The organism is Streptococcus sp. DTU_2020_1000888_1_SI_GRL_NUU_041A (assembly GCF_032387735.1).
Classification (GTDB): Bacteria; Bacillota; Bacilli; order Lactobacillales; family Streptococcaceae; genus Streptococcus; species Streptococcus sanguinis.
The window spans coordinates 1,968,104-1,991,564 of record NZ_CP135591.1 but is presented as its reverse complement, the minus strand read 5'-3'; the positions used below and the strand labels follow the sequence as shown (position 1 = coordinate 1,991,564).

Below are 23,461 nucleotides of genomic sequence, written 5' to 3'. Positions count from 1 at the left end.
AAATATCCTGTTCGATAAGAGAACAGGATATTTTGCTTGGATAGAATTGCTATTCAATTCATAGTTGAGTACTAAGTTGAAATGGACATGTTTTCAAAAAATACTAAGCATCAAATTCGTAGAGAGCGGTAGACAGGTAACGTTCGCCGTTATCAGGAGCCAGAGCAAGGACTTTCTTGCCAGCTCCTAGTTTTTTCGCTACTTCAATAGCTGCGAAAATAGCAGCAGCAGATGAAATCCCCACTAAGAAGCCTTCCTGACCGCCAATATAGCGTCCGAATTCCAGTGCTTGATCAGAAGTTACGCGGACAATACCGTTGTAGGCTTCTGTATCTAAGGTCTCTGGAATGAATCCAGCTGAAAGTCCTTGGATTTTGTGAGGGCCTGGCTTCTCACCAGAAAGGATAGCAGATTCGTCTGCTTCGACTGCGTAGATTTGGATGTCCGGATTAACTTTTTTGAGAGCGTGAGATACACCGGAAATAGTTCCGCCAGTTCCGACACCGCCTACAAAGGCATCCAGTCCGGTTTCACCGAAAGCAGCGATAATTTCTGCTCCTGTAGTTCGTTCGTGAACCTCTGGATTGGCCGGATTATTAAATTGCAGTGGCAGCCAGCCATTTCGTTCTTGTGCGATTTCTTGTGCTTTTGCAATAGCGCCTTTCATTCCTTCGCTACCTGGAGTCAAGACTAACTCAGCACCATAAGCTTGGATAATCTTGCGGCGTTCCACACTCATGGTTTCTGGCATAACAATGACGACCTTGTAGCCTTTAGCTGCTCCAACCCATGAAAGGCCAATACCGGTATTTCCGCTGGTTGCTTCAACGATGGTATCGCCAGGCTTAATAAGGCCATCGCGCTCAGCCGCCTCAATCATGCTGAGGGCAATCCGGTCTTTGACAGAAGAGCCAGGATTGAAAGCCTCTAACTTCACATACACCTCAGCGGCTCCTTCTGGAACCAAGTTGTTCAATTTGACGATGGGGGTTTGCCCAATTAGTTCTGTAATGTTTTGATAAATACGTGACATAGGATACATACCTCAATATAATTTAATAGAATTAGTATAAAATGAAACAAGCGCTTTGTAAAATATAAAAAAGCTATGAGAGCCATAGCTTTTCTTTATGTCAAAACGTCAAGGGAACTTCTACTTGGCGCAGTCCTTGATCCATCATCTCCAATTTGCCCTTAAAAAACTCAGTCAGTTTATCTTTAAGCAGTTCTCTTTCACCTTTGTCAACGAAAAGAAGAGTGGAGACAGTATCTGTAAATTCAGTATCGTATTCAGCAAGATTTTCTGCCTTAAGAAAATTCGCAAAATCCTGATACTGGCTGTAAGACAGTTTTAGGCGTAGGCCAGCCTGTTCTTTTATCTCAACCAGTCCAATCTCCTTAATAGCCAGAGCAACACTGCTGGCATAAGCTCGAATCAGACCGCCGGCTCCGAGTTTAATACCGCCAAAATAGCGAGTAACCACAACGCAAAGATTGGTCAAATTGTGCTTTTCTAAGACTCCCAGCATAGGAACTCCGGCTGTTCCGCTGGGCTCCCCATCATCACTGGTCCGCTTAATATCGCTCTTTTCTCCAATGATAAAAGCAGAGCAGTTATGAGTGGCCTTGTAATGTTCTTTTTTTATAGCAGCTATAAAAGCGCGAGCCTCTTCCTCAGAGTAAATTCTTTTTACATGGCAGATAAAGCGGGATTTTTTAATTTCCTCTTGAACCATGCCATCTTCTTTAATTGTCTTAAATTCCATAACTATATTTTACAAAAAAAGATGAATTTTGCCAAAAAATTACGAATATATAAGTATGTTAGAGTTACAAGATTGTTTAGGACGGATATTTACAGAAAATCAGTTAGAGCCTAGCTTGCGAGCAAAAGCAAAAGAAATTCCCAGTATCCGAGAAGAAAAAGGCAAGCTCCGCTGCGGACGCTGCAACAGCTTGATTGAACGAGAAAATCAGCTACCTGTTGGAGCTTATTATTGTAGAGAATGCTTACTATTGGGTCGGGTACGGAGTGACCAAAAACACTACTATTTTCCTCAAGAGAATTTTCCTAAAAATAAAGTGCTTAAATGGCAGGGGCAACTGACAGAGTTTCAGGGGAAGGTCTCCAGAGGCTTACTTGATGCGCTAGAGAAAAGACAGAATACGTTAGTGCATGCTGTTACTGGCGCTGGAAAGACAGAAATGATTTACCAAGTGCTTGCAAGAGTTATTGATAGAGGAGGTTCTGTCTGTTTGGCCAGTCCGCGGATTGATGTTTGTTTAGAACTTTATCGGCGCCTTAAAGAAGATTTTTCTTGTGAAATAGCCCTTCTGCATGGGGAATCAGAAGCTTATTTTCGCAGCCCCTTGGTGATTGCCACCACCCATCAGCTCTTGAAATTTCATCAAGCATTTGATTTGCTGATTGTGGATGAGGTAGATGCTTTTCCTTATGTGGATAATCCCATGCTGTATCACGCTGTAGAGCGTTCTGTGAAAGAGGATGCTACAACTATTTTTCTGACAGCCACTTCCACAGATGAACTGGATAAAAGAGTTCAAAAAGGTGAGTTGAAACGCCTGAGTCTTCCCAGAAGATTTCATGGTAATCCCTTGACCATCCCTCAGAAAGTTTGGTTATCCGATTTTCAAAAACATCTTCAGAAGAAGAAAATAGCACCTAAACTTTTGAACTATATAGAAAAACAGAGGGAGACCCAATTTCCTCTCTTAATATTTGCTGCAGAAATTCAAAGAGGAGAGGATTTTGCTCAGGCTTTACAGATTGCTCTGCCGGATGAAAAGCTGGCTTTTGTCGCCTCCACAACAGAAAATCGTCTAGAGATTGTCGAGCAGTTTCGTCGCAAGGAGATCACTATTTTGGTGACAACGACTATCTTAGAGCGTGGAGTAACCTTTCCTGGCGTGGATGTTTTTGTCTTGGAAGCCAATCATCGTTTGTTCAGTCGTAGTGCTCTGGTTCAGATTTCAGGCCGAGTTGGCCGTAGTATGGATAGATCGACTGGACAGTTGCTATTTTTTCATGATGGGACTACCCTTGCTATGGAAAAAGCAATTCGAGAAATGAGAGATATGAATACGGAGGCGGGATTATGACGGGGTGTCTTTTATGCAAGGGGCAAATTGAGGAGAAAAGTAGTTTTTTGCAGCTTTTTCTATTAAAAGGAGAAGAACCAAGATGCTGCTCCATTTGTTATCAAAATTTTGAATGCATATCTGAAGAGCGTTGCCCACGCTGTTTCCGCAATGGAAAATCAGATTTATGTATAGATTGTAAAAAGTGGGAGGGAGAGGGGAATCAAGTTCAGCATCAGTCACTATTTACCTATAATGAAGCAATGAAGAATTATTTCAGTCAATACAAGTTTCAGGGAGACTATGCATTGCGTTTTGTATTTGCAAAAGCAACTAAAAAAGCAGTCAAAATGTTTAGAGAGCATACCATTGTTCCGATTCCAGTGAGTAACGAAAAATTTCAAGTAAGAGGATTTAATCAAGTGCAGGGGATTTTAGATGCTGCAAACTTGTCATATAGAAATATCTTAGAGAAAAAAGACACTCTAGCACAGTCGAGCAAGACACGTGAGGAGCGTCTGCTGACGCAGCAAGCTTTTGAAATTAGAAAAGGAGTTGATTTGCCAGACAAAATTTTGCTGGTTGATGATATCTATACGACTGGAAAAACCTTGCAATTGGCTAAGCAAATCTTGCTGGAAGCAGGAGTGAAAGAAATTTTGACATTTTCAATCGCAAGATGAGAAAAAATTTGCAAAAAAGGAATGAAAGCGTTATAATGATATTATAAATAAAACATTTATGTTTAGAAAGAAGGTACTTATATGCTTAAATATAGTATCCGTGGTGAAAACCTAGAAGTAACAGATGCTCTCCGTGACTACGTAGTTTCTAAACTTGAGAAGATTGAGAAGTATTTCCAAGCAGAGCAAGAACTTGATGCGCGTGTGAACCTCAAGGTTTACCGTGAAAAGACTGCGAAAGTTGAAGTGACAATTCCGCTAGGCTCCATCACTCTTCGTGCAGAAGATATCTCTCAGGACATGTATGGATCAATTGATTTGGTCACAGATAAGATTGAGCGCCAAATCCGCAAAAATAAAACCAAGATTGAAAGAAAGAATCGCAATAAAGTTGCTACAAGCCAGCTTTTCACAGATTCCTTTGCTGAAGAAGCAGAAGAAGTTCCGTCAAAAGTTGTCCGTTCAAAACACATAGATTTGAAACCAATGGACTTGGAAGAAGCGATTCTTCAGATGGATTTATTGGGACATGATTTCTTCATATATTCTGACGCTGAGGACAGCAGCACAAATGTTATATACCGTCGTGAGGATGGAGATATTGGTTTGTTAGAAGTTAAATAAATAAGAAATGAGGGTTGAGAGCAAGTTTCTCAACCTTTTTAGATTGTAGAAAGTCATACACTCAGGTGACAAAGAACAAGCACCCTATGCACTAGACAATAAAACATATTTTTAGGTTCAAAAAATGAACTTCAAAAATTTTAAAAAATATTAAAAAAGGTATTGACAGTTGGGTGGTATAGGTGATATACTAATATAGTTGTCGCGAAAGACAAAGCCCTTTGAAAACTGAACAAGACGAACCAAGTGCAGGGTGACATAGAGATATGTAACCTGTCAAAAAAACGAAAATAAATCTGTCAGTGGACAGTAATGAGTGCGAACTCAAACTTTTTAATGAGAGTTTGATCCTGGCTCAGGACGAACGCTGGCGGCGTGCCTAATACATGCAAGTAGAACGCTGAAGAGAGGAGCTTGCTCTTCTTGGATGAGTTGCGAACGGGTGAGTAACGCGTAGGTAACCTGCCTGGTAGCGGGGGATAACTATTGGAAACGATAGCTAATACCGCATGAAATTGCTTATCGCATGATAATTAATTGAAAGATGCAATTGCATCACTACCAGATGGACCTGCGTTGTATTAGCTAGTTGGTGAGGTAACGGCTCACCAAGGCGACGATACATAGCCGACCTGAGAGGGTGATCGGCCACACTGGGACTGAGACACGGCCCAGACTCCTACGGGAGGCAGCAGTAGGGAATCTTCGGCAATGGGGGGAACCCTGACCGAGCAACGCCGCGTGAGTGAAGAAGGTTTTCGGATCGTAAAGCTCTGTTGTAAGAGAAGAACGGGTGTGAGAGTGGAAAGTTCACACTGTGACGGTATCTTACCAGAAAGGGACGGCTAACTACGTGCCAGCAGCCGCGGTAATACGTAGGTCCCGAGCGTTGTCCGGATTTATTGGGCGTAAAGCGAGCGCAGGCGGTTAGATAAGTCTGAAGTTAAAGGCTGTGGCTTAACCATAGTATGCTTTGGAAACTGTTTAACTTGAGTGCAGAAGGGGAGAGTGGAATTCCATGTGTAGCGGTGAAATGCGTAGATATATGGAGGAACACCGGTGGCGAAAGCGGCTCTCTGGTCTGTAACTGACGCTGAGGCTCGAAAGCGTGGGGAGCAAACAGGATTAGATACCCTGGTAGTCCACGCCGTAAACGATGAGTGCTAGGTGTTAGGCCCTTTCCGGGGCTTAGTGCCGCAGCTAACGCATTAAGCACTCCGCCTGGGGAGTACGACCGCAAGGTTGAAACTCAAAGGAATTGACGGGGGCCCGCACAAGCGGTGGAGCATGTGGTTTAATTCGAAGCAACGCGAAGAACCTTACCAGGTCTTGACATCCCTCTGACCGCTCTAGAGATAGAGTTTTCCTTCGGGACAGAGGTGACAGGTGGTGCATGGTTGTCGTCAGCTCGTGTCGTGAGATGTTGGGTTAAGTCCCGCAACGAGCGCAACCCCTATTGTTAGTTGCCATCATTGAGTTGGGCACTCTAGCGAGACTGCCGGTAATAAACCGGAGGAAGGTGGGGATGACGTCAAATCATCATGCCCCTTATGACCTGGGCTACACACGTGCTACAATGGCTGGTACAACGAGTCGCAAGCCGGTGACGGCAAGCTAATCTCTGAAAGCCAGTCTCAGTTCGGATTGTAGGCTGCAACTCGCCTACATGAAGTCGGAATCGCTAGTAATCGCGGATCAGCACGCCGCGGTGAATACGTTCCCGGGCCTTGTACACACCGCCCGTCACACCACGAGAGTTTGTAACACCCGAAGTCGGTGAGGTAACCGCAAGGAGCCAGCCGCCTAAGGTGGGATAGATGATTGGGGTGAAGTCGTAACAAGGTAGCCGTATCGGAAGGTGCGGCTGGATCACCTCCTTTCTAAGGAGTCCGTAAGGACATACGGAATGCACTTGAGTCTTGTTTAGTTTTGAGAGGGCTATGTGGGGCCTTAGCTCAGCTGGGAGAGCGCCTGCTTTGCACGCAGGAGGTCAGCGGTTCGATCCCGCTAGGCTCCATTATCTAGTTTGACTAGATAAAGAACTTGTCCATTGAAAATTGAATACCGATATCAAATAGTAACAAGAAAATAAACCGAAAACGCTGTGAATATTAATGAGTTTAAGACTGAAAGGTCAAAATAAGGTTAAGTTAGTAAGGGCGCACGGTGGATGCCTTGGCACTAGGAGCCGATGAAGGACGTGACAAACGACGAAATGCCTCGGGGAGCTGTAAGTAAGCACTTGATCCGGGGATGTCCGAATGGGGGAACCCAACAGGTTGATGCCTGTTACCCATTTCTGTTAAGGGAATGAGGAGGAAGACGCAGTGAACTGAAACATCTAAGTAGCTGCAGGAAGAGAAAGCAAAAGCGATTGCCTTAGTAGCGGCGAGCGAAGAGGCAGGAGGGCAAACCGAAGAGTTTACTCTTCGGGGTTGTAGGACTGCAATGTGGACTCAGAATTTATAGAAGAATGACTTGGGAAAGTCAGCCAAAGAGAGTAAGAGCCTCGTATTTTAAATAGATTCTGTACCTAGCAGTATCCTGAGTACGGCGGGACACGTGAAATCCCGTCGGAATCTGGGAGGACCATCTCCCAACCCTAAATACTCCCTAGTGACCGATAGTGAACCAGTACCGTGAGGGAAAGGTGAAAAGCACCCCGGGAGGGGAGTGAAATAGAACCTGAAACCGTGTGCCTACAACAAGTTCGAGCCCGTTCATGGGTGAGAGCGTGCCTTTTGTAGAATGAACCGGCGAGTTACGTTATGATGCGAGGTTAAGTTGAAGAGACGGAGCCGTAGGGAAACCGAGTCTGAATAGGGCGCTTTAGTATCATGATGTAGACCCGAAACCATGTGACCTACCCATGAGCAGGTTGAAGGTGCGGTAAAACGCACTGGAGGACCGAACCAGGGCACGTTGAAAAGTGCTTGGATGACTTGTGGGTAGCGGAGAAATTCCAAACGAACTTGGAGATAGCTGGTTCTCTCCGAAATAGCTTTAGGGCTAGCGTCGACATCAAGATTCTTGGAGGTAGAGCACTGTTTGGGTGAGGGGTCCATCCCGGATTACCAATCTCAGATAAACTCCGAATGCCAATGAATTATGGTCGGCAGTCAGACTGCGAGTGCTAAGATCCGTAGTCGAAAGGGAAACAGCCCAGACCACCAGCTAAGGTCCCAAAATAATTGTTAAGTGGAAAAGGATGTGGGGTTGCACAGACAACTAGGATGTTAGCTTAGAAGCAGCTATTCATTCAAAGAGTGCGTAATAGCTCACTAGTCGAGTGACCCTGCGCCGAAAATGTACCGGGGCTAAAACAATTTACCGAAGCTGTGGATACCTTTTATAGGTATGGTAGGAGAGCGTTCTATGTGTGGAGAAGGTGTACCGTGAGGAGCGCTGGAACGCATAGAAGTGAGAATGCCGGTATGAGTAGCGCAAGACAGGTGAGAATCCTGTCCACCGTAAGACTAAGGTTTCCAGGGGAAGGCTCGTCCGCCCTGGGTTAGTCGGGACCTAAGGAGAGACCGAAAGGTGTATCCGATGGCCAACAGGTTGAGATTCCTGTACTAGAGTATGAAGTGATGGAGGGACGCAGTAGGCTAACTCGTGCGTACGAATGGATGTACGTCTAAGCAGTGAGGCGTGGTATGAGTCAAATGCTTATACCTATAACGTTGAGCTGTGATGGGGAGCGAAGTTTAGTAGCGAGTGAGTGATGTCACACTGCCAAGAAAAGCTTCTAGCGTTGTATCATACTCTACCCGTACCGCAAACCGACACAGGTAGTCGAGGCGAGTAGCCTCAGGTGAGCGAGAGAACTCTCGTTAAGGAACTCGGCAAAATGACCCCGTAACTTCGGGAGAAGGGGTGCTGACTTTTGTCAGCCGCAGTGAATAGGCCCAAGCAACTGTTTATCAAAAACACAGCTCTCTGCTAAATCGTAAGATGATGTATAGGGGGTGACGCCTGCCCGGTGCTGGAAGGTTAAGAGGAGTGCTTAGCGGTAACGCGAAGGTATGAATTGAAGCCCCAGTAAACGGCGGCCGTAACTATAACGGTCCTAAGGTAGCGAAATTCCTTGTCGGGTAAGTTCCGACCCGCACGAAAGGCGTAATGATTTGGGCACTGTCTCAACGAGAGACTCGGTGAAATTTTAGTACCTGTGAAGATGCAGGTTACCCGCGACAGGACGGAAAGACCCCATGGAGCTTTACTGCAGTTTGATATTGAGTGTCTGTGCCACATGTACAGGATAGGTAGGAGCCTATGAAATCGGGACGCCAGTTTCGATGGAGGCGTTGTTGGGATACTACCCTTGTGTTATGGCCACTCTAACCCGGTAGGTTTATCATCTACGGAGACAGTGTCTGACGGGCAGTTTGACTGGGGCGGTCGCCTCCTAAAAGGTAACGGAGGCGCCCAAAGGTTCCCTCAGACTGGTTGGAAATCAGTCGCAGAGTGTAAAGGTATAAGGGAGCTTGACTGCGAGAGCTACAACTCGAGCAGGGACGAAAGTCGGGCTTAGTGATCCGGTGGTTCCGCATGGAAGGGCCATCGCTCAACGGATAAAAGCTACCCTGGGGATAACAGGCTTATCTCCCCCAAGAGTTCACATCGACGGGGAGGTTTGGCACCTCGATGTCGGCTCGTCGCATCCTGGGGCTGTAGTCGGTCCCAAGGGTTGGGCTGTTCGCCCATTAAAGCGGCACGCGAGCTGGGTTCAGAACGTCGTGAGACAGTTCGGTCCCTATCCGTCGCGGGCGTAGGAAATTTGAGAGGATCTGCTCCTAGTACGAGAGGACCAGAGTGGACTTACCGCTGGTGTACCAGTTGTTCTGCCAAGAGCATCGCTGGGTAGCTATGTAGGGAAGGGATAAACGCTGAAAGCATCTAAGTGTGAAACCCACCTCAAGATGAGATTTCCCATAACGCAAGTTAGTAAGAGCCCTGAGAGAAGATCAGGTTGATAGGTTAGAAGTGGAAGTGTGGTGACACATGGAGCGGACTAATACTAATCGCTCGAGGACTTATCCTAGAATAAGAAATTCATCAGAGTGCAGCGAATGGTTTGAGTTTTTGTGAGATTTGATATTGTATTCAATTTTGAGTTGACAAGGCTTGTCTGAGAGGACAGGACAGTTAATTCAATAGTTAAGTGACGATAGCCTAGGAGATACACCTGTACCCATGCCGAACACAGCAGTTAAGCCCTAGAACGCCGGAAGTAGTTGGGGGTTGCCCCCTGTGAGATATGGTAGTCGCTTAGCGAAGGGAGTTTAGCTCAGCTGGGAGAGCATCTGCCTTACAAGCAGAGGGTCAGCGGTTCGATCCCGTTAACTCCCATATTCTGAAAAGAATAGGTCCCGTAGTGTAGCGGTTATCACGTCGCCCTGTCACGGCGAAGATCGCGGGTTCGATTCCCGTCGGGACCGTTGAAGTCGAGAAGATTTCAATAAAAGTAAGAGACTCGTTAGCTCAGTTGGTAGAGCATTTGACTTTTAATCAAAGGGTCACTGGTTCGAGCCCAGTACGGGTCATAAGAGCGGGTTTGGCGGAATTGGCAGACGCACCAGATTTAGGATCTGGCGCTTTAGGGCGTGGGGGTTCAAGTCCCTTAACCCGCATATAAGATAATAATGAGCCGGCTTAGCTCAGTTGGTAGAGCATCTGATTTGTAATCAGAGGGTCGCGTGTTCAAGTCATGTAGCCGGCATTTTTGAATAGGATGCGAACGTAGTTCAGTGGTAGAACATCACCTTGCCAAGGTGGGGGTCGCGGGTTCGAATCCCGTCGTTCGCTTGAAGCGGCCGGGGTGGCGGAACTGGCAGACGCACAGGACTTAAAATCCTGCGATTGGTAACGATCGTACCGGTTCGATTCCGGTCCTCGGCATAGACTTGTAAGAGGCAGTAGAAGAAGATGAGCACCCTTAGCTCAACTGGATAGAGTACCTGACTACGAATCAGGCGGTTAGAGGTTCGACTCCTCTAGGGTGCATTAAATTGTTTGATTTTTTCTTAAGTTTTGCTATAATGAATATAATATGAATAGTGAGCACCCTTAGCTCAACTGGATAGAGTACCTGACTACGAATCAGGCGGTTAGAGGTTCGACTCCTCTAGGGTGCATTTGGAAGCGAAGTCTTAGGGCTCCGTTTTTAGATTGTTTAAGCACCGGGAAGTAGCTCAGCTTGGTAGAGTACTTGGTTTGGGACCAAGGTGTCGCAGGTTCGAATCCTGTCTTCCCGACTAGATAACATAGAAGATAGATGTACTAATCTATCTTTTTGTTTTTAAGAAAACTGTATTTACAGTATTTATGACTTAGCTTACATAGGATTTAATTAGCGATAGAATCTTTTAGAACTTCTGGTCTTGTCTTCTTTATATAATCCTATTTGAAAGCAAGGGATTTGATTATTCAACTAGGTTTAGTTTGATTTTAAAGTCTAGTGTTCCAGAAGTTTAGTTTGTATCATGCTGCTGAAATGTACTTTCCATTTGAGATGAATAATAATAAAGATAAAAACCTCTGATAGCTGTGAATAGTTGCCTTCAGAGGTTTTTATATGTGCTGAGTTTGATTTTCTACATCAAAGAGTATTCGTCAGATAGCATAATGGTTTCTTTGCCCTTGTTATCAACGATGTAGACTTTTCTGGGAAAGAAAGGGTCAAATTGATAGTTTAAGTCAAATGAAATAATGGTGTTGAAGTTTTTTTGTGAGAAGCGAAGAGATACTCTTCCTTGGCTATTGATGATTTCGAATTTGAGGACTGGGCGAAGTTCAAAGACCCCTTTGAGATTGTTATCAATGATGTACCAGAATGAATCGACAATTTCTTCAGGGAGGCTCGTCATGATGCCAAAGCTGGCATATCGGCCGAGAGTATTTGTAAATGCCATGGGAGACTCCTTTCTTACAGTCTGGATTTTCTTATATGATACCCGAAAATGCTTGAGATTGCAAGAATTTGACCTCTGGCAGGTCTGAATTAGACAAAAGAAAAAGAGCTTGCGCTCTTTGACAACTTTATCGATTCTTTAGTTCAACATAACGTTTGTACCAAATATTGACATAAGCATCTGAAAATGGACCTCTTCCGTTGTTAATCCAATCAACTAGGATTTTGACATTTTCTTTGAGAATGAAATCCAAATCATCAGAATAGTGCATCTGTTTTTTGTGACGTTCATATTCTTCTACATCCAACAGGCGTTTTTCACCATCAGCAAAGACTTTGACGTCTAAATCATAGTCAATGTATTTTAGAGCTTCATTATCCAGATAGTAAGGACTGGCTAGGTTGCAGTAGTATGAAGTTCCATTGTCTCGAATCATGGCAATGATATTAAACCAATATTTTTTATGAAAATAGACAATGGCAGGTTCACGTGTTACCCAACGTCGACCATCACTTTCTGTTACCAGTGTGTGGTCATTAACGCCAATAATGGCGTTTTCTGTTGTCTTTAGTACCATGGTATCTCGCCAGGTGCGGTGAAGATTCCCATCATGCTTATAACTTTGAATTGTAATAAAGTCGCCTTCTTTTGGAAGTTTCATAACTTACCAACTTTCTACAATTTATAAGTTTATCTTCTTTATTGTAACATATTTTCATAGAAATGCATAAGTTTTCATAGAAAATCTTAAAGATATTCTCTCAGAGCGCTAGCGATGTCGGAGAAATCATAACCTTTGCGAGCTAGAGCTTGGGTCAGATGCTGTTTTAAGTCATAGCCGTCGTACTTTTTTGAGTACTTGCGGTATTGCTTGTCTAGCTCTTTATATAGAAGCTCTTGCTGATTTTCTTGGTCTTCTTCGATTTCCAAATGCTGATAGGCGGTTTTGGCTTGACTATAGGAAAAACCTTTGTTTATCAAGGATTGAAGAATTTTATCTTGTAAGGCCTTGCTGGGCAGTTTTCCCTGGTATTTTCTGAGCAGCTTTTCGGCAACCTTGTCTGTTAGTTCAGTAAAATCAAACTGGCTCAATTCGTCTTCTATGATAGTGCTAGAAATCCCTTTTTGACTGAGTTTTTGTTTGAGAACAAAAGCACCTTTATCACCAGTGAGAAGATTGGATTGGATAAAAGAGTTAGCATATTTTCTATCATTAATCCAATTATCCTTTTTTAGATTGTCCAAGACCTGACTGATGATTTCTGGTTGGATGTCGTGCTGCGTTAAGTAGTCTTTAACTTCCTTGGCAGTTCTTTGCTTGAAGGAGAGATGATAGAGGGCTAGATTTTTTCCGTAGGAGAATTGCGCATAGTCTTGAATTTCTGATAGCTCCTGCTCTGTGATTTCCATTCCTTTGGACAGCATGAAGCGAACAATGGTGTCTTCAGTAATATAGAGCTTTTCACTGTCGTCCAACTCCAAGAGGTAAAGTCTTTTTTTCTTTTCGATTTTTGTGATTTTCATAGGGGATTTTTGTAAAGTCCTTTCTCTTAGCCAAACGCTTCAAAGGCAGCTATCAAGCGCAGTTTGTCTGTATCAACATCCTTCCTGCCATAGTAGTCAAGAAAGAGTTCTGCGTATTGGGGGTCAGATAAATTATAAGTAAGAGACCAGATTGCCCAGTAAAGGTCAAGGTGGCGATCACTAAGGCCAGCGAGACCAACGTCAATAAAGCAGGAGAAGGTTGCTGCGTCTTTCAGAATGAAATTAGGCAAGCAGGCATCTCCGTGGATCAAGGCGTCCGCCGTCAGTAAGTGTCCCTGCTCTTGGATAAGCTGGTAGGCTTCCTCACGACTTGAGATGTGAAATTGAGGCAGCAAGGCTTTTTGATAAAAGCAACCTTTCCGATAATTTTCCTCTGCTTGTTCTTTATAGTGTTGAAGGTGATGCTTGACTGGAAAATACTGGGGTTGGAGGCTGTGAAGTTTTTTTAGTGCTGCAGCCATCGTTTGGCAAAGTTCTTCTGGCTGTTGGAGAAAGGCTAGGGCGTCCTTGCCCTCGGCTTCTTTAGTCAGCAGGTAGTCTTTATCTGCTGTCAGGTAGTGAATGACAGGCACACCAAGCCCTTGCTTCTCAAACCATTTGGCCAGTGTGGCTTCTTGGGCTAATTGGCCTTTTTGGTCGATTTTCAAATAATAGCCTGTATCTGCATAGAAAACATTGTCTCCGGAATGTGAGGAGCTGTCGTAAAAATTGGCTCCCTCTAGATAAGTTCGTATTTGCTCAGGGAATTGGGCTAGTGGAAGGGATATTTTTTCTGCTTTCATACTTTTATTGTAACATATTCTCAACGAATGCGAGGCAGCGTGGTATAATAGAAGCATGAATGTGAAAGTGAAACAAAGAATCCCTTTGAAAATTAAGAAAATGGGGATTAATGGTGAAGGGATTGGATTTTATAAGAAAACGCTGGTCTTTGTGCCAGGGGCTTTGAAGGGTGAAGAAGTCTACTGTCAGGTGACTAAGGTTCAGCGTAATTTCATCGAGGCCAAGCTCTTGACCATAAACAAGCGGTCGAAATTCCGGGTGGAAGCGCCTTGTGAGATTTATGATAGCTGCGGGGGCTGTCAAATTATGCACCTCCATTATGACAAGCAGTTGGAGTTTAAGGAGGATTTGCTGCGTCAGGCCTTGAAAAAATTTGCGCCAGCTGGCTACGAGAACTATGAGATTCGTCCGACCATCGGTATGCAGGAGCCACTCTATTATCGGGCTAAACTGCAGTTTCAGACTCGGAAATATAAGGATGAGGTCAAGGCGGGGCTCTATGCCCAGAATTCCCACTATCTGGTCTCGCTGAAAAACTGTCTGGTTCAGGACAAGGTAACGCAACAGATCATAAATAAGGTTGCTCGGCTTTTAGGTAAGTATAAGTTGCCCATATATGATGAGAGGAAGACTGCTGGAGTACGTACCGTTATGATTCGTAGATCCAGAAAGACGGGTCAGGTGCAGATGATTTTTGTGACGGGGCGTAAGCTGGACTTTTCTCCAGTCGTTCGAGATCTAGTGGCTGAATTTCCTGAGTTGGAAACAGTGGCGGTCAATTATCATACGAGCAAGTCCAGTGAGATTTACGGGGATAAGACAGAGATTATCTGGGGAGAGGAGGCTATCCAAGAAGGAGTGTTGGATTATGAGTTCTCCCTGTCGCCTCGGGCTTTCTATCAGCTCAATCCTGAGCAGACAGAGGTGCTCTATGGGGAGGCGGTTAAGGCGCTTGATGTGACGGCAGAAGATCATTTGATTGATGCCTACTGCGGGGTGGGGACCATTGGCTTTGCCTTTGCTAAAAAGGTCAAGTCTCTGCGGGGCATGGACATCATCCCTGAGGCCATTGAAGACGCCAAGCGCAATGCGAAAAGGATGGGCTTTGACAATACGCTCTACGAGGCTGGGACGGCAGAGGAGATCATTCCTCGCTGGTATGCTGAGGGCTATCGGGCGAATGCCTTGATTGTCGATCCGCCGCGAACTGGTCTTGACGATAAGCTGCTGGAAACGATTGTTCACTATGCACCTGAAAAGATGGTCTACGTTTCCTGTAATGTCTCAACTCTGGCTCGGGATTTGGTCAAGCTTTGTCAGGTATACGATGTCCACTACATCCAGTCGGTTGATATGTTTCCACATACTGCTCGAACCGAGGCAGTGGTGAAATTGTCCAAGCGAGATAGCTCTCGTTCGAATTAATCGGAAACGGATCGCTAGAGTTGACAAAATAGCTTTAAACAAGGACTTAGTTTTCTGTGATACAGGACTAAGTCTTTTCTTTTGTCAAAATTGCAATTATTTTATAGGGATTCAGTCTTAGCCTAATCAATTAGTCACAAAAAGAGAACACTCGTCAAGCGTTCTCTAATGATAATAGGTTATATTAGAATAATCCAAAGACTAGGACTGCAAGGACGGCACCAATAATTGGTCCGACAACTGGAATCCAAGCATAGCCCCAATCACCATTTCCTTTATTTGGAATTGGAAGAAGACTGTGCATGATGCGAGGTCCTAAGTCACGAGCTGGGTTGAGGGCATAGCCTGTTGTTCCACCAAGTGAAAGACCAATACCGACAATCAGTGTTCCAACTGCAAAAGTGCCAAGGCCTGCTTGGAACTTATAGAGTCCTAGAGCGAAGATAGTCAGCACAAGGACAAAGGTTCCAAGGATTTCGCTAATCAGGTTAGAGAAGGTATCTTTGATAGCTGGGCCTGTGCTGAATGTACCCAAAACGTTAGCCGGATTTTCTTCAGCTAAATAGTGAGGTTTGAACTGTAGGAAGACGAGGAACTGTCCGACCATAGCACCTGCAAACTGAGCAAGGATGTACGGAAGAACAGATGCCCAAGGCAAATCACCTTTCAGAGCTACTCCGATAGTTAGGGCAGGATTCAGATGGGCTGGGCCAAGGTTGCCGGATACAAAAGCAGCGATAGCAACGGCAATCCCCCATCCCATGGTAATCACAATCCAACCTGAATTGTGACTCTTTGTTTTGGGAAGAACCACGCCTGCAACTACACCATTACCCAGAAGGAGCAAGAGCAGTGTTCCTAAAAATTCGCCAAATATTTCTTTCATCATTTATGTTACTCCATTTAAAAGAAGGGGTGGCAGACAGTTGTTTTGCCTACCGCCTCTTCTCGTATTTTCTATTTTTTTAATTCTTCTAAATCGTTATTTGCAAGGGCAGCTTGAACATCTTTTCGATAAGCTGCTTTTTCTTCTTCTGTCCAGTCGTAGAATCGTCCCATTTCATCCAGAACAGGCTCTACAATAGCATCTAAGCTATCCCTCATAAAGAGCATGTGATTTGTCCGGCGAAGCAAGAAGTCAACTGGGCTTAGAGCCAACTCATTGCGCATTGCATAGTGCAGTGACAAGGTATCTGCCAGGCTGAGACCTGGTGCTTGCTCGATGCTGTGAGCGAGGGCAAAGACTTTAGGAGCATTTGAACCGTAAAGGTTTGCAAGATAGAAGGCTTCTTTGCTGTCTAAGCCACGTGATACACCGAGTTGCGCAAAAGCTTCGATTTCGGAATCCACATTTGCTGGATTGAGCTCTCCGCCTGAAACAGGGTAGGTCTTCGAGTTGATGAGCTTGAAGCTACGGTCGAATTCTGCTTTGAGGATGTCAACCACGCGCTCCATAGCACCTTCCGCCATCTTACGATAGTCTGTGATTTTACCGCCAGCAAGGGTCAAGAGGCCATTGTTATCACGTTCTAAGCTGGAACCGCGGGACACAGCAGATGGATCCAAGTGTTTTTCAGACGTGCTGCTTTCGAGTTGCGTAACAGCCGCTTCAACATCCTCACGGGATTTTTCTTTAGCCAGATAGCTCTCAACAGTCGCAATCAGTGCATTGAAACTTTCGTCGCTAATGGTACCGTTGTTTCCGCCATTGTAGTCAGAAGCGCTGTTTCCTGCAATCAAAGGACGCAGACCTGCCCAGCTGCTTTCGATGTCGTCAATCGTGATGTTGGCTTCTGGGAAGCGATTATTGACAATGCCTAAGAGGTAATCCACATCTTCTTGTGTTACTTTTGGATGCTCTAGGTCGCCAGTGTAGTCAGTGTCTGTCGTACCAAAGTAAGTTTTATTTTCACGTGGAAGGACAAAGACCATCCGGCCGTCTCCCAAGCCTGTATCAAAGTAGACTGGCTGAGAAACCTTGATCTTGCTAGAGTCAACAACCAAGTGAACACCCTTAGTTGGACGCATTTGAGAATATTGCTCACCGTCATTTGACAGATTACGCACCTTGTCGCTCCAAGGTCCAGTTGTGTTGATGACTAAGCGAGCCTTGATTTCAAAGACTTCATCTGTCAAGAGGTCACGCGCAACAACGCCTGTAATCTTTCCAGATTCATCAAAGAGGAAGCCTTCTGCCTTGACATGGTTGGCAATCAGGGCGCCGTCTTGGTTGGCGCGTTTGATATTTTCAATCACGAGGCGAGCGTCGTTGTTGCGGAAGTCAAGATAGACACCACCGCCGACTAAGCCTTCCTTCTTAAGTTCAGGTTCCCGTTCTAAGACTTCTTCCTTACTCAAGACCTTGTTGGCAGCAGGAGTGTTGTTGACACCAGCCAAGAGGTCGTAGAGGTCCATAGCTACTTTGAGACGGAAGAGGCTGAAGGTAGCGCCCTCTTCTTCATAGACAGGAAGCAACATAGGATCTGGTTTTGGAATATGAGGGGCAATTTGCTGGACCACAGCACGCTCAGAAACTGTATCTGAGACCACCTCTACGTCGAATTGTTTGAGGTAACGAAGGCCACCATGGACCAGTTTGGTAGAACGGCTAGAAGTGCCTTCTGCAAAGTCCTGCATTTCAATCAGACCAGTCTCCAGGCCACTAGCTGCTGCTTGCAAGGCTACTCCAGCACCGGTAATCCCACCACCAATAATCAGGAGGTCCAAGGTGCGTTCCTGCATTTTTTTTATCGATAATTCACGTGTTTTCTTTGAAAATTCCATATTTATACACTTTCTAACTTAGTCATTTCATGCTTCTACTGACTTGATTATAAAAATATGAATCAGTATCAGTCGTCGATTTCTGCAAAGACTTGAGTTGCCTTAACGGCTTTTTTCCATCCTTTGTAGAGTTGTTCCTTGCGGGATTCATTCATAGATGGTTCAAAGAGTTCTCCAGTTTCATTGAGAGTGCGGAGTTCGTCTAAGTCTTTCCAGTATCCTACTGACAGTCCTGCCAAGAAGGCTGCACCGAGAGCAGTTGTTTCTAAGTTTTTAGCACGGGCAATATCGATTCCCAAAATGTCAGCCTGGAACTGCATGAGGAAGTTGTTCATAGCAGCACCGCCGTCGACTTTGAGGACTTGAATAGCAGTCTTGGCATCCACCTGCATAGTATCAATGATATCGCGTACTTGGTAAGCGATGGATTGCAGGGTAGCCTTGATAAAGTCTTCCTTGCTGGTTCCTCGGGTCAAGCCAAAGACAGATCCACGGGCATTTTGATCCCAGTAGGGAGCGCCTAGACCTGTAAAGGCAGGTACGACATAGACTTCGTCATTGTTTTGAGAATTGAGGGCATATTTTTCAGATTCTGGTGAATTTTCAACCATCCGAAGACCGTCGCGCAGCCATTGAATGGCACTTCCGGCAATAAAGATAGAACCTTCTAAAGCATAGTAAACCTTGCCATTAATTCCATAGCCAATGGTTGTCAAGAGGTTGTTTTCAGACAGTTGCATCTCTTCACCGGTGTTCATGATGATGAAAGAACCAGTTCCGTAAGTATTCTTAACCATACCAGGCTCAAAAGCTAACTGTCCAAAGAGAGCTGCCTGCTGGTCACCAGCCATACCAGAGATTGGAACTTCTCCACCGTAGAAATGGAATGGAGCGGTTTTACCATAGATTTCTGAGTTAGAACGAACTTCAGGAAGCATAGCCTTTGGAATGTTAAGGATTTCCAAAATCTCATCATCCCATTTAAGATCCTTGATGTTATAGAGCATGGTACGGGCTGCATTTGAGTAGTCGGTCACGTGAGCCGCGCCGTCAGTCAATTTCCAAACCAGCCAGGTATCAATAGTACCAAAGAGCAATTCGCCCTTTTCAGCTCTTTCTTGCGCTCCCTCTACATGATCCAAAATCCAGCGAACCTTGGTAGCAGAGAAGTAAGCATCAATGATCAAACCAGTCTTTTCGTGGAATTTTTCCACATAGCCTTGGCTTTTTAGTTGCTCAGCCAAAGGTGCTGTCTGGCGTGATTGCCAAACGATAGCATTGTAGATAGGAAGTCCTGTATTCTTATCCCAGACGACAGTTGTTTCACGCTGGTTGGTGATTCCGATGGCTTCGATTTGGTTAGGTTTTACCCCACTTTCGATGAAGGCACCGGCTATAACGGACTGCACTGAGTTCCAAATCTCATTGGCATTATGCTCAACCCATCCAGCTTGAGGGAAAATCTGAGTAAATTCTTTTTGACTGGAGCTAACTTTTTCTCCTTTTTTGTTAAAGATGATGGCACGGGAACTAGTAGTTCCTTGGTCGATGGCCATGATGTATTTTTCTTGTGACATAAACTGTCCTCCTGGTAAAAATCTTGAGGATATTTCCTCTACAGTAACTAGTATATATAATAAAACGCTTTCTTTTTTATCAACTTTTTTTAAATTTTTAAAAAAATTGAGGAGATTGTGCGAAAATCACAAAGAAACCTGGATTTCTCCAAGTTTCTTAATGAAATATCATGTGACGGATTTGAGCCAAATCTTCCAAATCCAGGTCATTTTTTAAATAATAGATGGGAGCCTGCTGGGTTTGATGGATAGGATTGTTGGTGATGATGAGGTCATAATTTCTAGTAAGGTCGTAGGATTCAATCGTAATAAAGCGATTGTACTCTAAGTACCGCCTTAAAATGGCTGTCATCCTAGAAACAACGATAAAGCTATCTGTTAAGTCCATGCCTATCTTGATGACTTGACCGTCATTTTCAGCAATGTACTCCATCAGCTGGAGCCATTCCCACAACACCTTTTTATCCAGAGATGTTCCCTGCTGGAAAATAGGCAGTTTGCTAAAAATAGTGTCTGCCACTTGTCGATAATCGTATTCGCTCCATAAGTAAGGATGGCGCAATTCCAGATCATGCTTGTATTTATCTTGCAAGAGATAGCCTTTGAAAAGAAAGACGCGGGCGCAGAGCTGACTGAGTTCGTAGGTCACTTGATCTTCGATGTAGTCACCAAGCAAGTCCTGGCCCTTCATCTCTTGAATGAGTTGCGTAATCAGACCGGCAATTTCACCGCCAAAGCCCAGAATATACTCCATGGTGTGCAGAGGCAGAATCCGATGGGAAAGCAGAAATGAAAAGAAAATCATCATTTCGCCATCTTCCTGGCTCAGGGTGATGTGCTGTCCGGCAAAGAAATCATTTGTTCGGCGATGCAAGCGCTGGTAGAAGATATTTTCAAAATAGCCCTGCATTTTCTGCTCAATGTTTTGGAATTGACAGGCATTGACTCTTAGGCGCTGTTGGGTAATATGCGCCCAAAGGGCTAAGTCCAATCGCTGCCCTTGAGAGAGTTGGGCTCCGCAGAGTTCTTCTAAGACGGCAACTTCCTGCCTTCTTTCTGATTTTTGAAGTTCTTTTTCCCAATCTTGACTAGACCAAACCTTGCGAAAGAGGCAGAAATAAAAATAGCGGATCTGGTGTTCAGGCCCTTTCAGGCGGCCATTTTGGATAGATAGCTCAAACTCTGATAAAATCTGATTTAAACCGGATATATGACGGCCGAGTGTTGCTTCACTGATCATGAGCTCTTGGGCTAATTGATGGGCTAAAAACTGTTGATGATAGAGCAGGTAATTTAAAATCTGGTATTTGATAGCATTGCCCAAAAAGAGTCTGCGAATGTCGCGACCTTTGGTATTAGAACCAATGGACAGACTGAGCGTTTCGTCCTGAAGCTGGATGGATAGGGCTGCATGATGGTCGCTAGCCTTGTCGTTAATCAGGTTAATGTACTTGGTCAAGGTTGCTTTTGAGAAGCCAGTTTCTGACATGACGTCCTTCAAACTGGATGTAGAATGCTGCTGTAAATAGGACAGGACAATAAACTGCCCCGCTTCACTCTTTTCCATTAAGTCTGCAAGATACATACGAAAACCCTCTCAATTCACTAATCTTAGCTTATCACAAAAGGGAAAAAAGACGAAGCAATGTGCTTTATATTTTCTTATCATTGCCTGAGGCAATAATGGAAGGCAGAAGTCTGTTATCATGTCTATCTTAATTCGCTATTCCATTTCTTTTGAATAAGCATAAGAGGAGCAGAACCCAATTCTTCTTTGCTTTGGGTTTGATAGCTTTTTTATGGTATAATTGTAGAAAAATGACGATGAAGGAGCAGCTATGGATAATGTGATTGATTTGTCTATCCCAGTGGCAGAAGTGATTGAGAAGCAGCCAGAAGTTTTGGATGTTCTGGTTGAGTTGGGCTTTACGCCTCTGGCCAATCCCGTTATGCGCAATACAGTAGGGCGCGTGGTTTCTATCAAAAAAGGTGCTGGTATGAATGGCATTGACCTTAATAAAATCAAGCAAACTCTGGAATTAAATGGCTATGAAGTGGTGGGGATTTAGGCATGGCTACTGAACGCATTGAGGTCCTCAAGTCTATCTTGCTGGACCTACATAATGGAGCTTCAGCAGAATCTGTTCAGGAGCTTTTCAACGAGCATTTTGCAGGTGTGTCCGCTATTGAGATCAGCCTGATGGAGCATGAGCTAATGAACTCAGATACGGGAGTGACCTTTGAAGATGTCATGTCCCTCTGCAATGTCCATGCCAACCTCTTTAAAGGAGCCATTCAGAATGTGGAGGTGGCTGATACCGACCATCCAGGCCATCCGGTTCAAGTCTTCAAGCAGGAAAATCTAGCGCTGCGGGCTGCCCTCATGCGGGTTCGTAGACTCCTATCTACCTATGAAACCACAGAAGATGAGGATCTTCTTCCAGAAATCCGCAAGGGACTCCAGCGCCAGCTGAGTTTGGTGGGGCAGTTTGATATCCACTATCAGCGTAAGGAAGAGCTCATGTTTCCTATCATGGAGAACTACGGCCATGATTCGCCGCCCAAGGTCATGTGGGGGGTAGATGACCAGATTCGAGACCTTTTCCAAGAGGCTAAGATTGCTGCACAGCAGCTGCCTGACACTTCGATTCAAGAAGTCAAGGAAAAGTTTGAGACTTTTGCGGCTGAGTTTGAAGCTATGATTTTCAAGGAAGAGTCCATCCTTCTCATGATTCTCCTCGAGTCCTTTCATCAGGATGACTGGCTCAAGATTGCTGAGGAGAGCGATGCTTATGGCTATGCCATCATCAAGCCAACGGAGAAATGGATTCCTGCGCGGCACTCATTCTCGGAGGAGGAAGCTGGGGATGCTGCTGATGAAGGAAGCGAAGCGCCAGCCAGCACAGAACAGACTAGTGATGGCAGGTTTCAGCAGGTCATTGATACGCCGGATGGTCAGGTCACCATTTCCTTTAAGCCCAAGGAAAAGAAGGAGCAAACCTTTAATCGGGACTCCCAGCAGCCTTTTGGTCATGGCTATCTGTCAGTGGCGGAAGCCAATCTGATTTTGGACCATCTGCCCATGGAGATTACCTTTGTCAATAAGGACGATATTTTCCAGTATTATAATGACAGTGTGCCGGCGGACGAGATGATTTTCAAGCGGACGCCGTCCCAGATAGGACGCAATGTCGAGCTCTGTCACCCGCCCAAGTTTTTGGACAAGGTGCGGCGGATTTTCAAGGCTTTGCGCGAGGGAGAGCGGGACAAGTTTGAGATGTGGTTCAAGTCGGAATCGCGGGGCAAGTTTGTCCATGTGACCTATGCGGCAGTGCGAGATGAGGCTGGTGAATTTCAGGGGGTGCTGGAATATGTGCAGGACATTCAGCCCTTCCGTGACATTGACAGTGATTTTTACCGAGATTTGGACTAGGTATTTACAGTTAGAAAGTGAGAGAAATGAGTTACGAACAAGAATTTTTACAGGAGTTTGAAGCTTGGGTTAAGACCCAGGTCATGATTAACGAGATGGCCCTCAAGGAGAGTCAGGCAGTCTACGAGGCGGACCAGGACGAGCGGGCCAAGGAAGCGGCCATTCGCTATGAGAGCCGTCTAGATGCCTACCAGTTCCTTTTAGGGAAATTCGCTAACTATCAGTCGGGCAAAGGCTTCCACGACCTGCCAGACGGACTTTTGGGGGAGAGAAATTATTGATTTTTCACTGGAAAGGTGATAGAATAGGTTCATCAGAGGTGTTTTGAGTCAAGCATTTTACAGAAAGTGGCGGTGCTGAGAAGTCCACAAATGCGTCAAAGCTGGTTGCTGATGAGATGATAAATTGAAATAAAAGTGTCTTTTTGTTTCCTTTTAGGACTAGGCAAGGAGCTGCAGGTTATACTAGCATATGTCAAAGCGAGCTAATGACGTCATAAAAGAGAAAGAAGAAGAGAAAAGTTGCGGGCATCTGCCCGAAATTGGGTGGTACCGCGGATAAACACATTCGTCCCTGTCATAGTTATGACAGGGG

General features: G+C 44.9%; 17 protein-coding genes, 11 tRNA genes and 3 rRNA genes. 21 read left to right on the top strand and 10 right to left on the bottom strand.

Going from position 1 to position 23,461, the window contains the following annotated elements; translation table 11 throughout:
* Positions 1-103: 103 nt before the first annotated feature.
* Together cysK and RSK81_RS09855 are read right to left on the bottom strand one after the other, a co-directional pair.
* The gene (cysK, locus tag RSK81_RS09860) at positions 104-1,033 is read right to left on the bottom strand and encodes a cysteine synthase A (RefSeq protein ID WP_002893488.1); all 930 of its coding nucleotides are present in this window, start codon (positions 1,031-1,033) and stop codon (positions 104-106) included.
* A gap of 100 nt (positions 1,034-1,133) precedes the next feature.
* On the bottom strand, positions 1,134-1,766 hold the full coding sequence (locus tag RSK81_RS09855; RefSeq protein ID WP_315686665.1) for a YigZ family protein: 633 nt from the start codon (positions 1,764-1,766) through the stop codon (positions 1,134-1,136).
* A 55-nt stretch (positions 1,767-1,821) separates the two neighbouring features.
* Here RSK81_RS09855 and RSK81_RS09850 point away from each other — a divergent pair, with 55 nt between their 5' ends.
* The 17 genes from RSK81_RS09850 (at position 1,822) to RSK81_RS09770 (ending at position 10,663) form a co-directional block, all read left to right on the top strand.
* Entirely contained in the window at positions 1,822-3,120 is a 1,299-nt protein-coding gene (locus RSK81_RS09850; protein ID WP_315686663.1) for a DEAD/DEAH box helicase, read from the top strand.
* Complete coding sequence (locus RSK81_RS09845; RefSeq protein WP_125378630.1) at positions 3,117-3,782, top strand: ComF family protein; 666 nt, start codon at positions 3,117-3,119, stop codon at positions 3,780-3,782. The genes RSK81_RS09850 and RSK81_RS09845 overlap by 4 nt, the downstream gene beginning before the upstream one ends.
* A gap of 81 nt (positions 3,783-3,863) precedes the next feature.
* Positions 3,864-4,406, top strand: coding sequence for a ribosome hibernation-promoting factor, HPF/YfiA family (gene hpf, locus RSK81_RS09840; RefSeq protein WP_002903257.1), 543 nt, complete (start codon positions 3,864-3,866; stop codon positions 4,404-4,406).
* A 332-nt stretch (positions 4,407-4,738) separates the two neighbouring features.
* Positions 4,739-6,286 (top strand): 16S ribosomal RNA (locus tag RSK81_RS09835).
* A 64-nt stretch (positions 6,287-6,350) separates the two neighbouring features.
* Positions 6,351-6,423 (top strand) — tRNA-Ala (locus RSK81_RS09830).
* A gap of 126 nt (positions 6,424-6,549) precedes the next feature.
* Positions 6,550-9,450: ribosomal RNA gene (locus RSK81_RS09825) — 23S ribosomal RNA — on the top strand.
* Between the two features lie 116 nt (positions 9,451-9,566).
* Positions 9,567-9,682, top strand: a 5S ribosomal RNA gene (gene rrf / locus RSK81_RS09820).
* Together the 16S, 23S and 5S rRNA genes with 11 tRNA genes alongside form the textbook arrangement of a ribosomal RNA operon.
* Before the next feature lie 3 nt (positions 9,683-9,685).
* Positions 9,686-9,758: transfer RNA gene (locus tag RSK81_RS09815), tRNA-Val, on the top strand.
* A 16-nt stretch (positions 9,759-9,774) separates the two neighbouring features.
* Positions 9,775-9,847: transfer RNA gene (locus RSK81_RS09810), tRNA-Asp, on the top strand.
* A gap of 32 nt (positions 9,848-9,879) precedes the next feature.
* A tRNA-Lys gene (locus RSK81_RS09805) sits at positions 9,880-9,952 on the top strand.
* A gap of 5 nt (positions 9,953-9,957) precedes the next feature.
* Positions 9,958-10,039, top strand: a tRNA-Leu gene (locus RSK81_RS09800).
* Positions 10,040-10,055: 16 nt separating this feature from the next.
* Positions 10,056-10,128, top strand: a tRNA-Thr gene (locus tag RSK81_RS09795).
* A gap of 14 nt (positions 10,129-10,142) precedes the next feature.
* Positions 10,143-10,214 (top strand) — tRNA-Gly (locus RSK81_RS09790).
* A gap of 7 nt (positions 10,215-10,221) precedes the next feature.
* Positions 10,222-10,307: transfer RNA gene (locus RSK81_RS09785), tRNA-Leu, on the top strand.
* A gap of 31 nt (positions 10,308-10,338) precedes the next feature.
* Positions 10,339-10,412 (top strand) — tRNA-Arg (locus tag RSK81_RS09780).
* A 57-nt stretch (positions 10,413-10,469) separates the two neighbouring features.
* Positions 10,470-10,543: transfer RNA gene (locus RSK81_RS09775), tRNA-Arg, on the top strand.
* A 46-nt stretch (positions 10,544-10,589) separates the two neighbouring features.
* Positions 10,590-10,663, top strand: a tRNA-Pro gene (locus RSK81_RS09770).
* A 339-nt stretch (positions 10,664-11,002) separates the two neighbouring features.
* Here RSK81_RS09770 and RSK81_RS09765 read toward each other — a convergent pair.
* The 4 genes from RSK81_RS09765 to RSK81_RS09750 form a co-directional block, all read right to left on the bottom strand.
* Positions 11,003-11,320 carry a DUF960 domain-containing protein gene (locus RSK81_RS09765; RefSeq protein WP_002896977.1) on the bottom strand — a complete coding sequence of 106 codons (318 nt, stop codon included), beginning with the start codon at positions 11,318-11,320 and terminating at the stop codon, positions 11,003-11,005.
* A gap of 127 nt (positions 11,321-11,447) precedes the next feature.
* Positions 11,448-11,981 (bottom strand): DUF402 domain-containing protein, encoded by a 534-nt coding sequence (locus RSK81_RS09760; protein ID WP_002896978.1) that lies wholly within the window; start codon positions 11,979-11,981, stop codon positions 11,448-11,450.
* 86 nt (positions 11,982-12,067) lie between these two features.
* Entirely contained in the window at positions 12,068-12,844 is a 777-nt protein-coding gene (gene recX / locus RSK81_RS09755) for a recombination regulator RecX (RefSeq protein WP_002916881.1), read from the bottom strand.
* A 26-nt stretch (positions 12,845-12,870) separates the two neighbouring features.
* Entirely contained in the window at positions 12,871-13,647 is a 777-nt protein-coding gene (locus tag RSK81_RS09750; protein ID WP_002916882.1) for an aminoglycoside 3'-phosphotransferase, read from the bottom strand.
* A gap of 55 nt (positions 13,648-13,702) precedes the next feature.
* Between RSK81_RS09750 and rlmD the strand changes: the two genes are divergently transcribed.
* A complete protein-coding gene (gene rlmD / locus RSK81_RS09745; protein WP_002916883.1) occupies positions 13,703-15,073 on the top strand; it encodes a 23S rRNA (uracil(1939)-C(5))-methyltransferase RlmD in 1,371 nt (456 codons plus the stop codon).
* Positions 15,074-15,257: 184 nt separating this feature from the next.
* On the opposite strand, the gene RSK81_RS09740 is transcribed toward rlmD, so the two are convergent.
* The 4 genes from RSK81_RS09740 to RSK81_RS09725 all read right to left on the bottom strand — a co-directional run bounded on the left by RSK81_RS09740 (position 15,258) and on the right by RSK81_RS09725 (position 21,019).
* Positions 15,258-15,962, bottom strand: a complete 705-nt coding sequence (locus RSK81_RS09740) for an MIP/aquaporin family protein (protein ID WP_002916884.1) — start codon at positions 15,960-15,962, stop codon at positions 15,258-15,260.
* Between the two features lie 68 nt (positions 15,963-16,030).
* Positions 16,031-17,857, bottom strand: a complete 1,827-nt coding sequence (gene glpO, locus RSK81_RS09735) for a type 1 glycerol-3-phosphate oxidase (protein WP_002916885.1) — start codon at positions 17,855-17,857, stop codon at positions 16,031-16,033.
* 68 nt (positions 17,858-17,925) lie between these two features.
* The gene (gene glpK / locus RSK81_RS09730) at positions 17,926-19,434 is read right to left on the bottom strand and encodes a glycerol kinase GlpK (RefSeq protein WP_002916886.1); all 1,509 of its coding nucleotides are present in this window, start codon (positions 19,432-19,434) and stop codon (positions 17,926-17,928) included.
* A gap of 157 nt (positions 19,435-19,591) precedes the next feature.
* A complete protein-coding gene (locus tag RSK81_RS09725; RefSeq protein ID WP_002916888.1) occupies positions 19,592-21,019 on the bottom strand; it encodes a helix-turn-helix domain-containing protein in 1,428 nt (475 codons plus the stop codon).
* Between the two features lie 253 nt (positions 21,020-21,272).
* Between RSK81_RS09725 and RSK81_RS09720 the strand changes: the two genes are divergently transcribed.
* From RSK81_RS09720 to RSK81_RS09710, 3 genes are read left to right on the top strand one after another with little or no spacing between them, the layout of a single operon-like run.
* A complete protein-coding gene (locus tag RSK81_RS09720; RefSeq protein ID WP_002894544.1) occupies positions 21,273-21,503 on the top strand; it encodes a DUF1858 domain-containing protein in 231 nt (76 codons plus the stop codon).
* Positions 21,504-21,505: 2 nt separating this feature from the next.
* Positions 21,506-22,867: a DUF438 domain-containing protein gene (locus RSK81_RS09715; protein WP_315686658.1), complete on the top strand. Its 1,362-nt coding sequence runs from the start codon at positions 21,506-21,508 to the stop codon at positions 22,865-22,867.
* 26 nt (positions 22,868-22,893) lie between these two features.
* On the top strand, positions 22,894-23,148 hold the full coding sequence (locus tag RSK81_RS09710; protein WP_002905173.1) for a DUF1912 family protein: 255 nt from the start codon (positions 22,894-22,896) through the stop codon (positions 23,146-23,148).
* Positions 23,149-23,461: the final 313 nt, after the last annotated feature.

Bases quoted from the DNA above. Each gene is read 5' to 3' on its own strand.
- cysK (WP_002893488.1), bottom strand. From the start codon at position 1,033: ATGTCACGTATTTATCAAAACATTACAGAACTAATTGGGCAAACCCCC.
- RSK81_RS09855 (WP_315686665.1), bottom strand. From the start codon at position 1,766: ATGGAATTTAAGACAATTAAAGAAGATGGCATGGTTCAAGAGGAAATT.
- RSK81_RS09850 (WP_315686663.1), top strand. From the start codon at position 1,822: ATGTTAGAGTTACAAGATTGTTTAGGACGGATATTTACAGAAAATCAG.
- RSK81_RS09845 (WP_125378630.1), top strand. From the start codon at position 3,117: ATGACGGGGTGTCTTTTATGCAAGGGGCAAATTGAGGAGAAAAGTAGT.
- hpf (WP_002903257.1), top strand. From the start codon at position 3,864: ATGCTTAAATATAGTATCCGTGGTGAAAACCTAGAAGTAACAGATGCT.
- RSK81_RS09765 (WP_002896977.1), bottom strand. From the start codon at position 11,320: ATGGCATTTACAAATACTCTCGGCCGATATGCCAGCTTTGGCATCATG.
- RSK81_RS09760 (WP_002896978.1), bottom strand. From the start codon at position 11,981: ATGAAACTTCCAAAAGAAGGCGACTTTATTACAATTCAAAGTTATAAG.
- recX (WP_002916881.1), bottom strand. From the start codon at position 12,844: ATGAAAATCACAAAAATCGAAAAGAAAAAAAGACTTTACCTCTTGGAG.
- RSK81_RS09750 (WP_002916882.1), bottom strand. From the start codon at position 13,647: ATGAAAGCAGAAAAAATATCCCTTCCACTAGCCCAATTCCCTGAGCAA.
- rlmD (WP_002916883.1), top strand. From the start codon at position 13,703: ATGAATGTGAAAGTGAAACAAAGAATCCCTTTGAAAATTAAGAAAATG.
- RSK81_RS09740 (WP_002916884.1), bottom strand. From the start codon at position 15,962: ATGATGAAAGAAATATTTGGCGAATTTTTAGGAACACTGCTCTTGCTC.
- glpO (WP_002916885.1), bottom strand. From the start codon at position 17,857: ATGGAATTTTCAAAGAAAACACGTGAATTATCGATAAAAAAAATGCAG.
- glpK (WP_002916886.1), bottom strand. From the start codon at position 19,434: ATGTCACAAGAAAAATACATCATGGCCATCGACCAAGGAACTACTAGT.
- RSK81_RS09725 (WP_002916888.1), bottom strand. From the start codon at position 21,019: ATGTATCTTGCAGACTTAATGGAAAAGAGTGAAGCGGGGCAGTTTATT.
- RSK81_RS09720 (WP_002894544.1), top strand. From the start codon at position 21,273: ATGGATAATGTGATTGATTTGTCTATCCCAGTGGCAGAAGTGATTGAG.
- RSK81_RS09715 (WP_315686658.1), top strand. From the start codon at position 21,506: ATGGCTACTGAACGCATTGAGGTCCTCAAGTCTATCTTGCTGGACCTA.
- RSK81_RS09710 (WP_002905173.1), top strand. From the start codon at position 22,894: ATGAGTTACGAACAAGAATTTTTACAGGAGTTTGAAGCTTGGGTTAAG.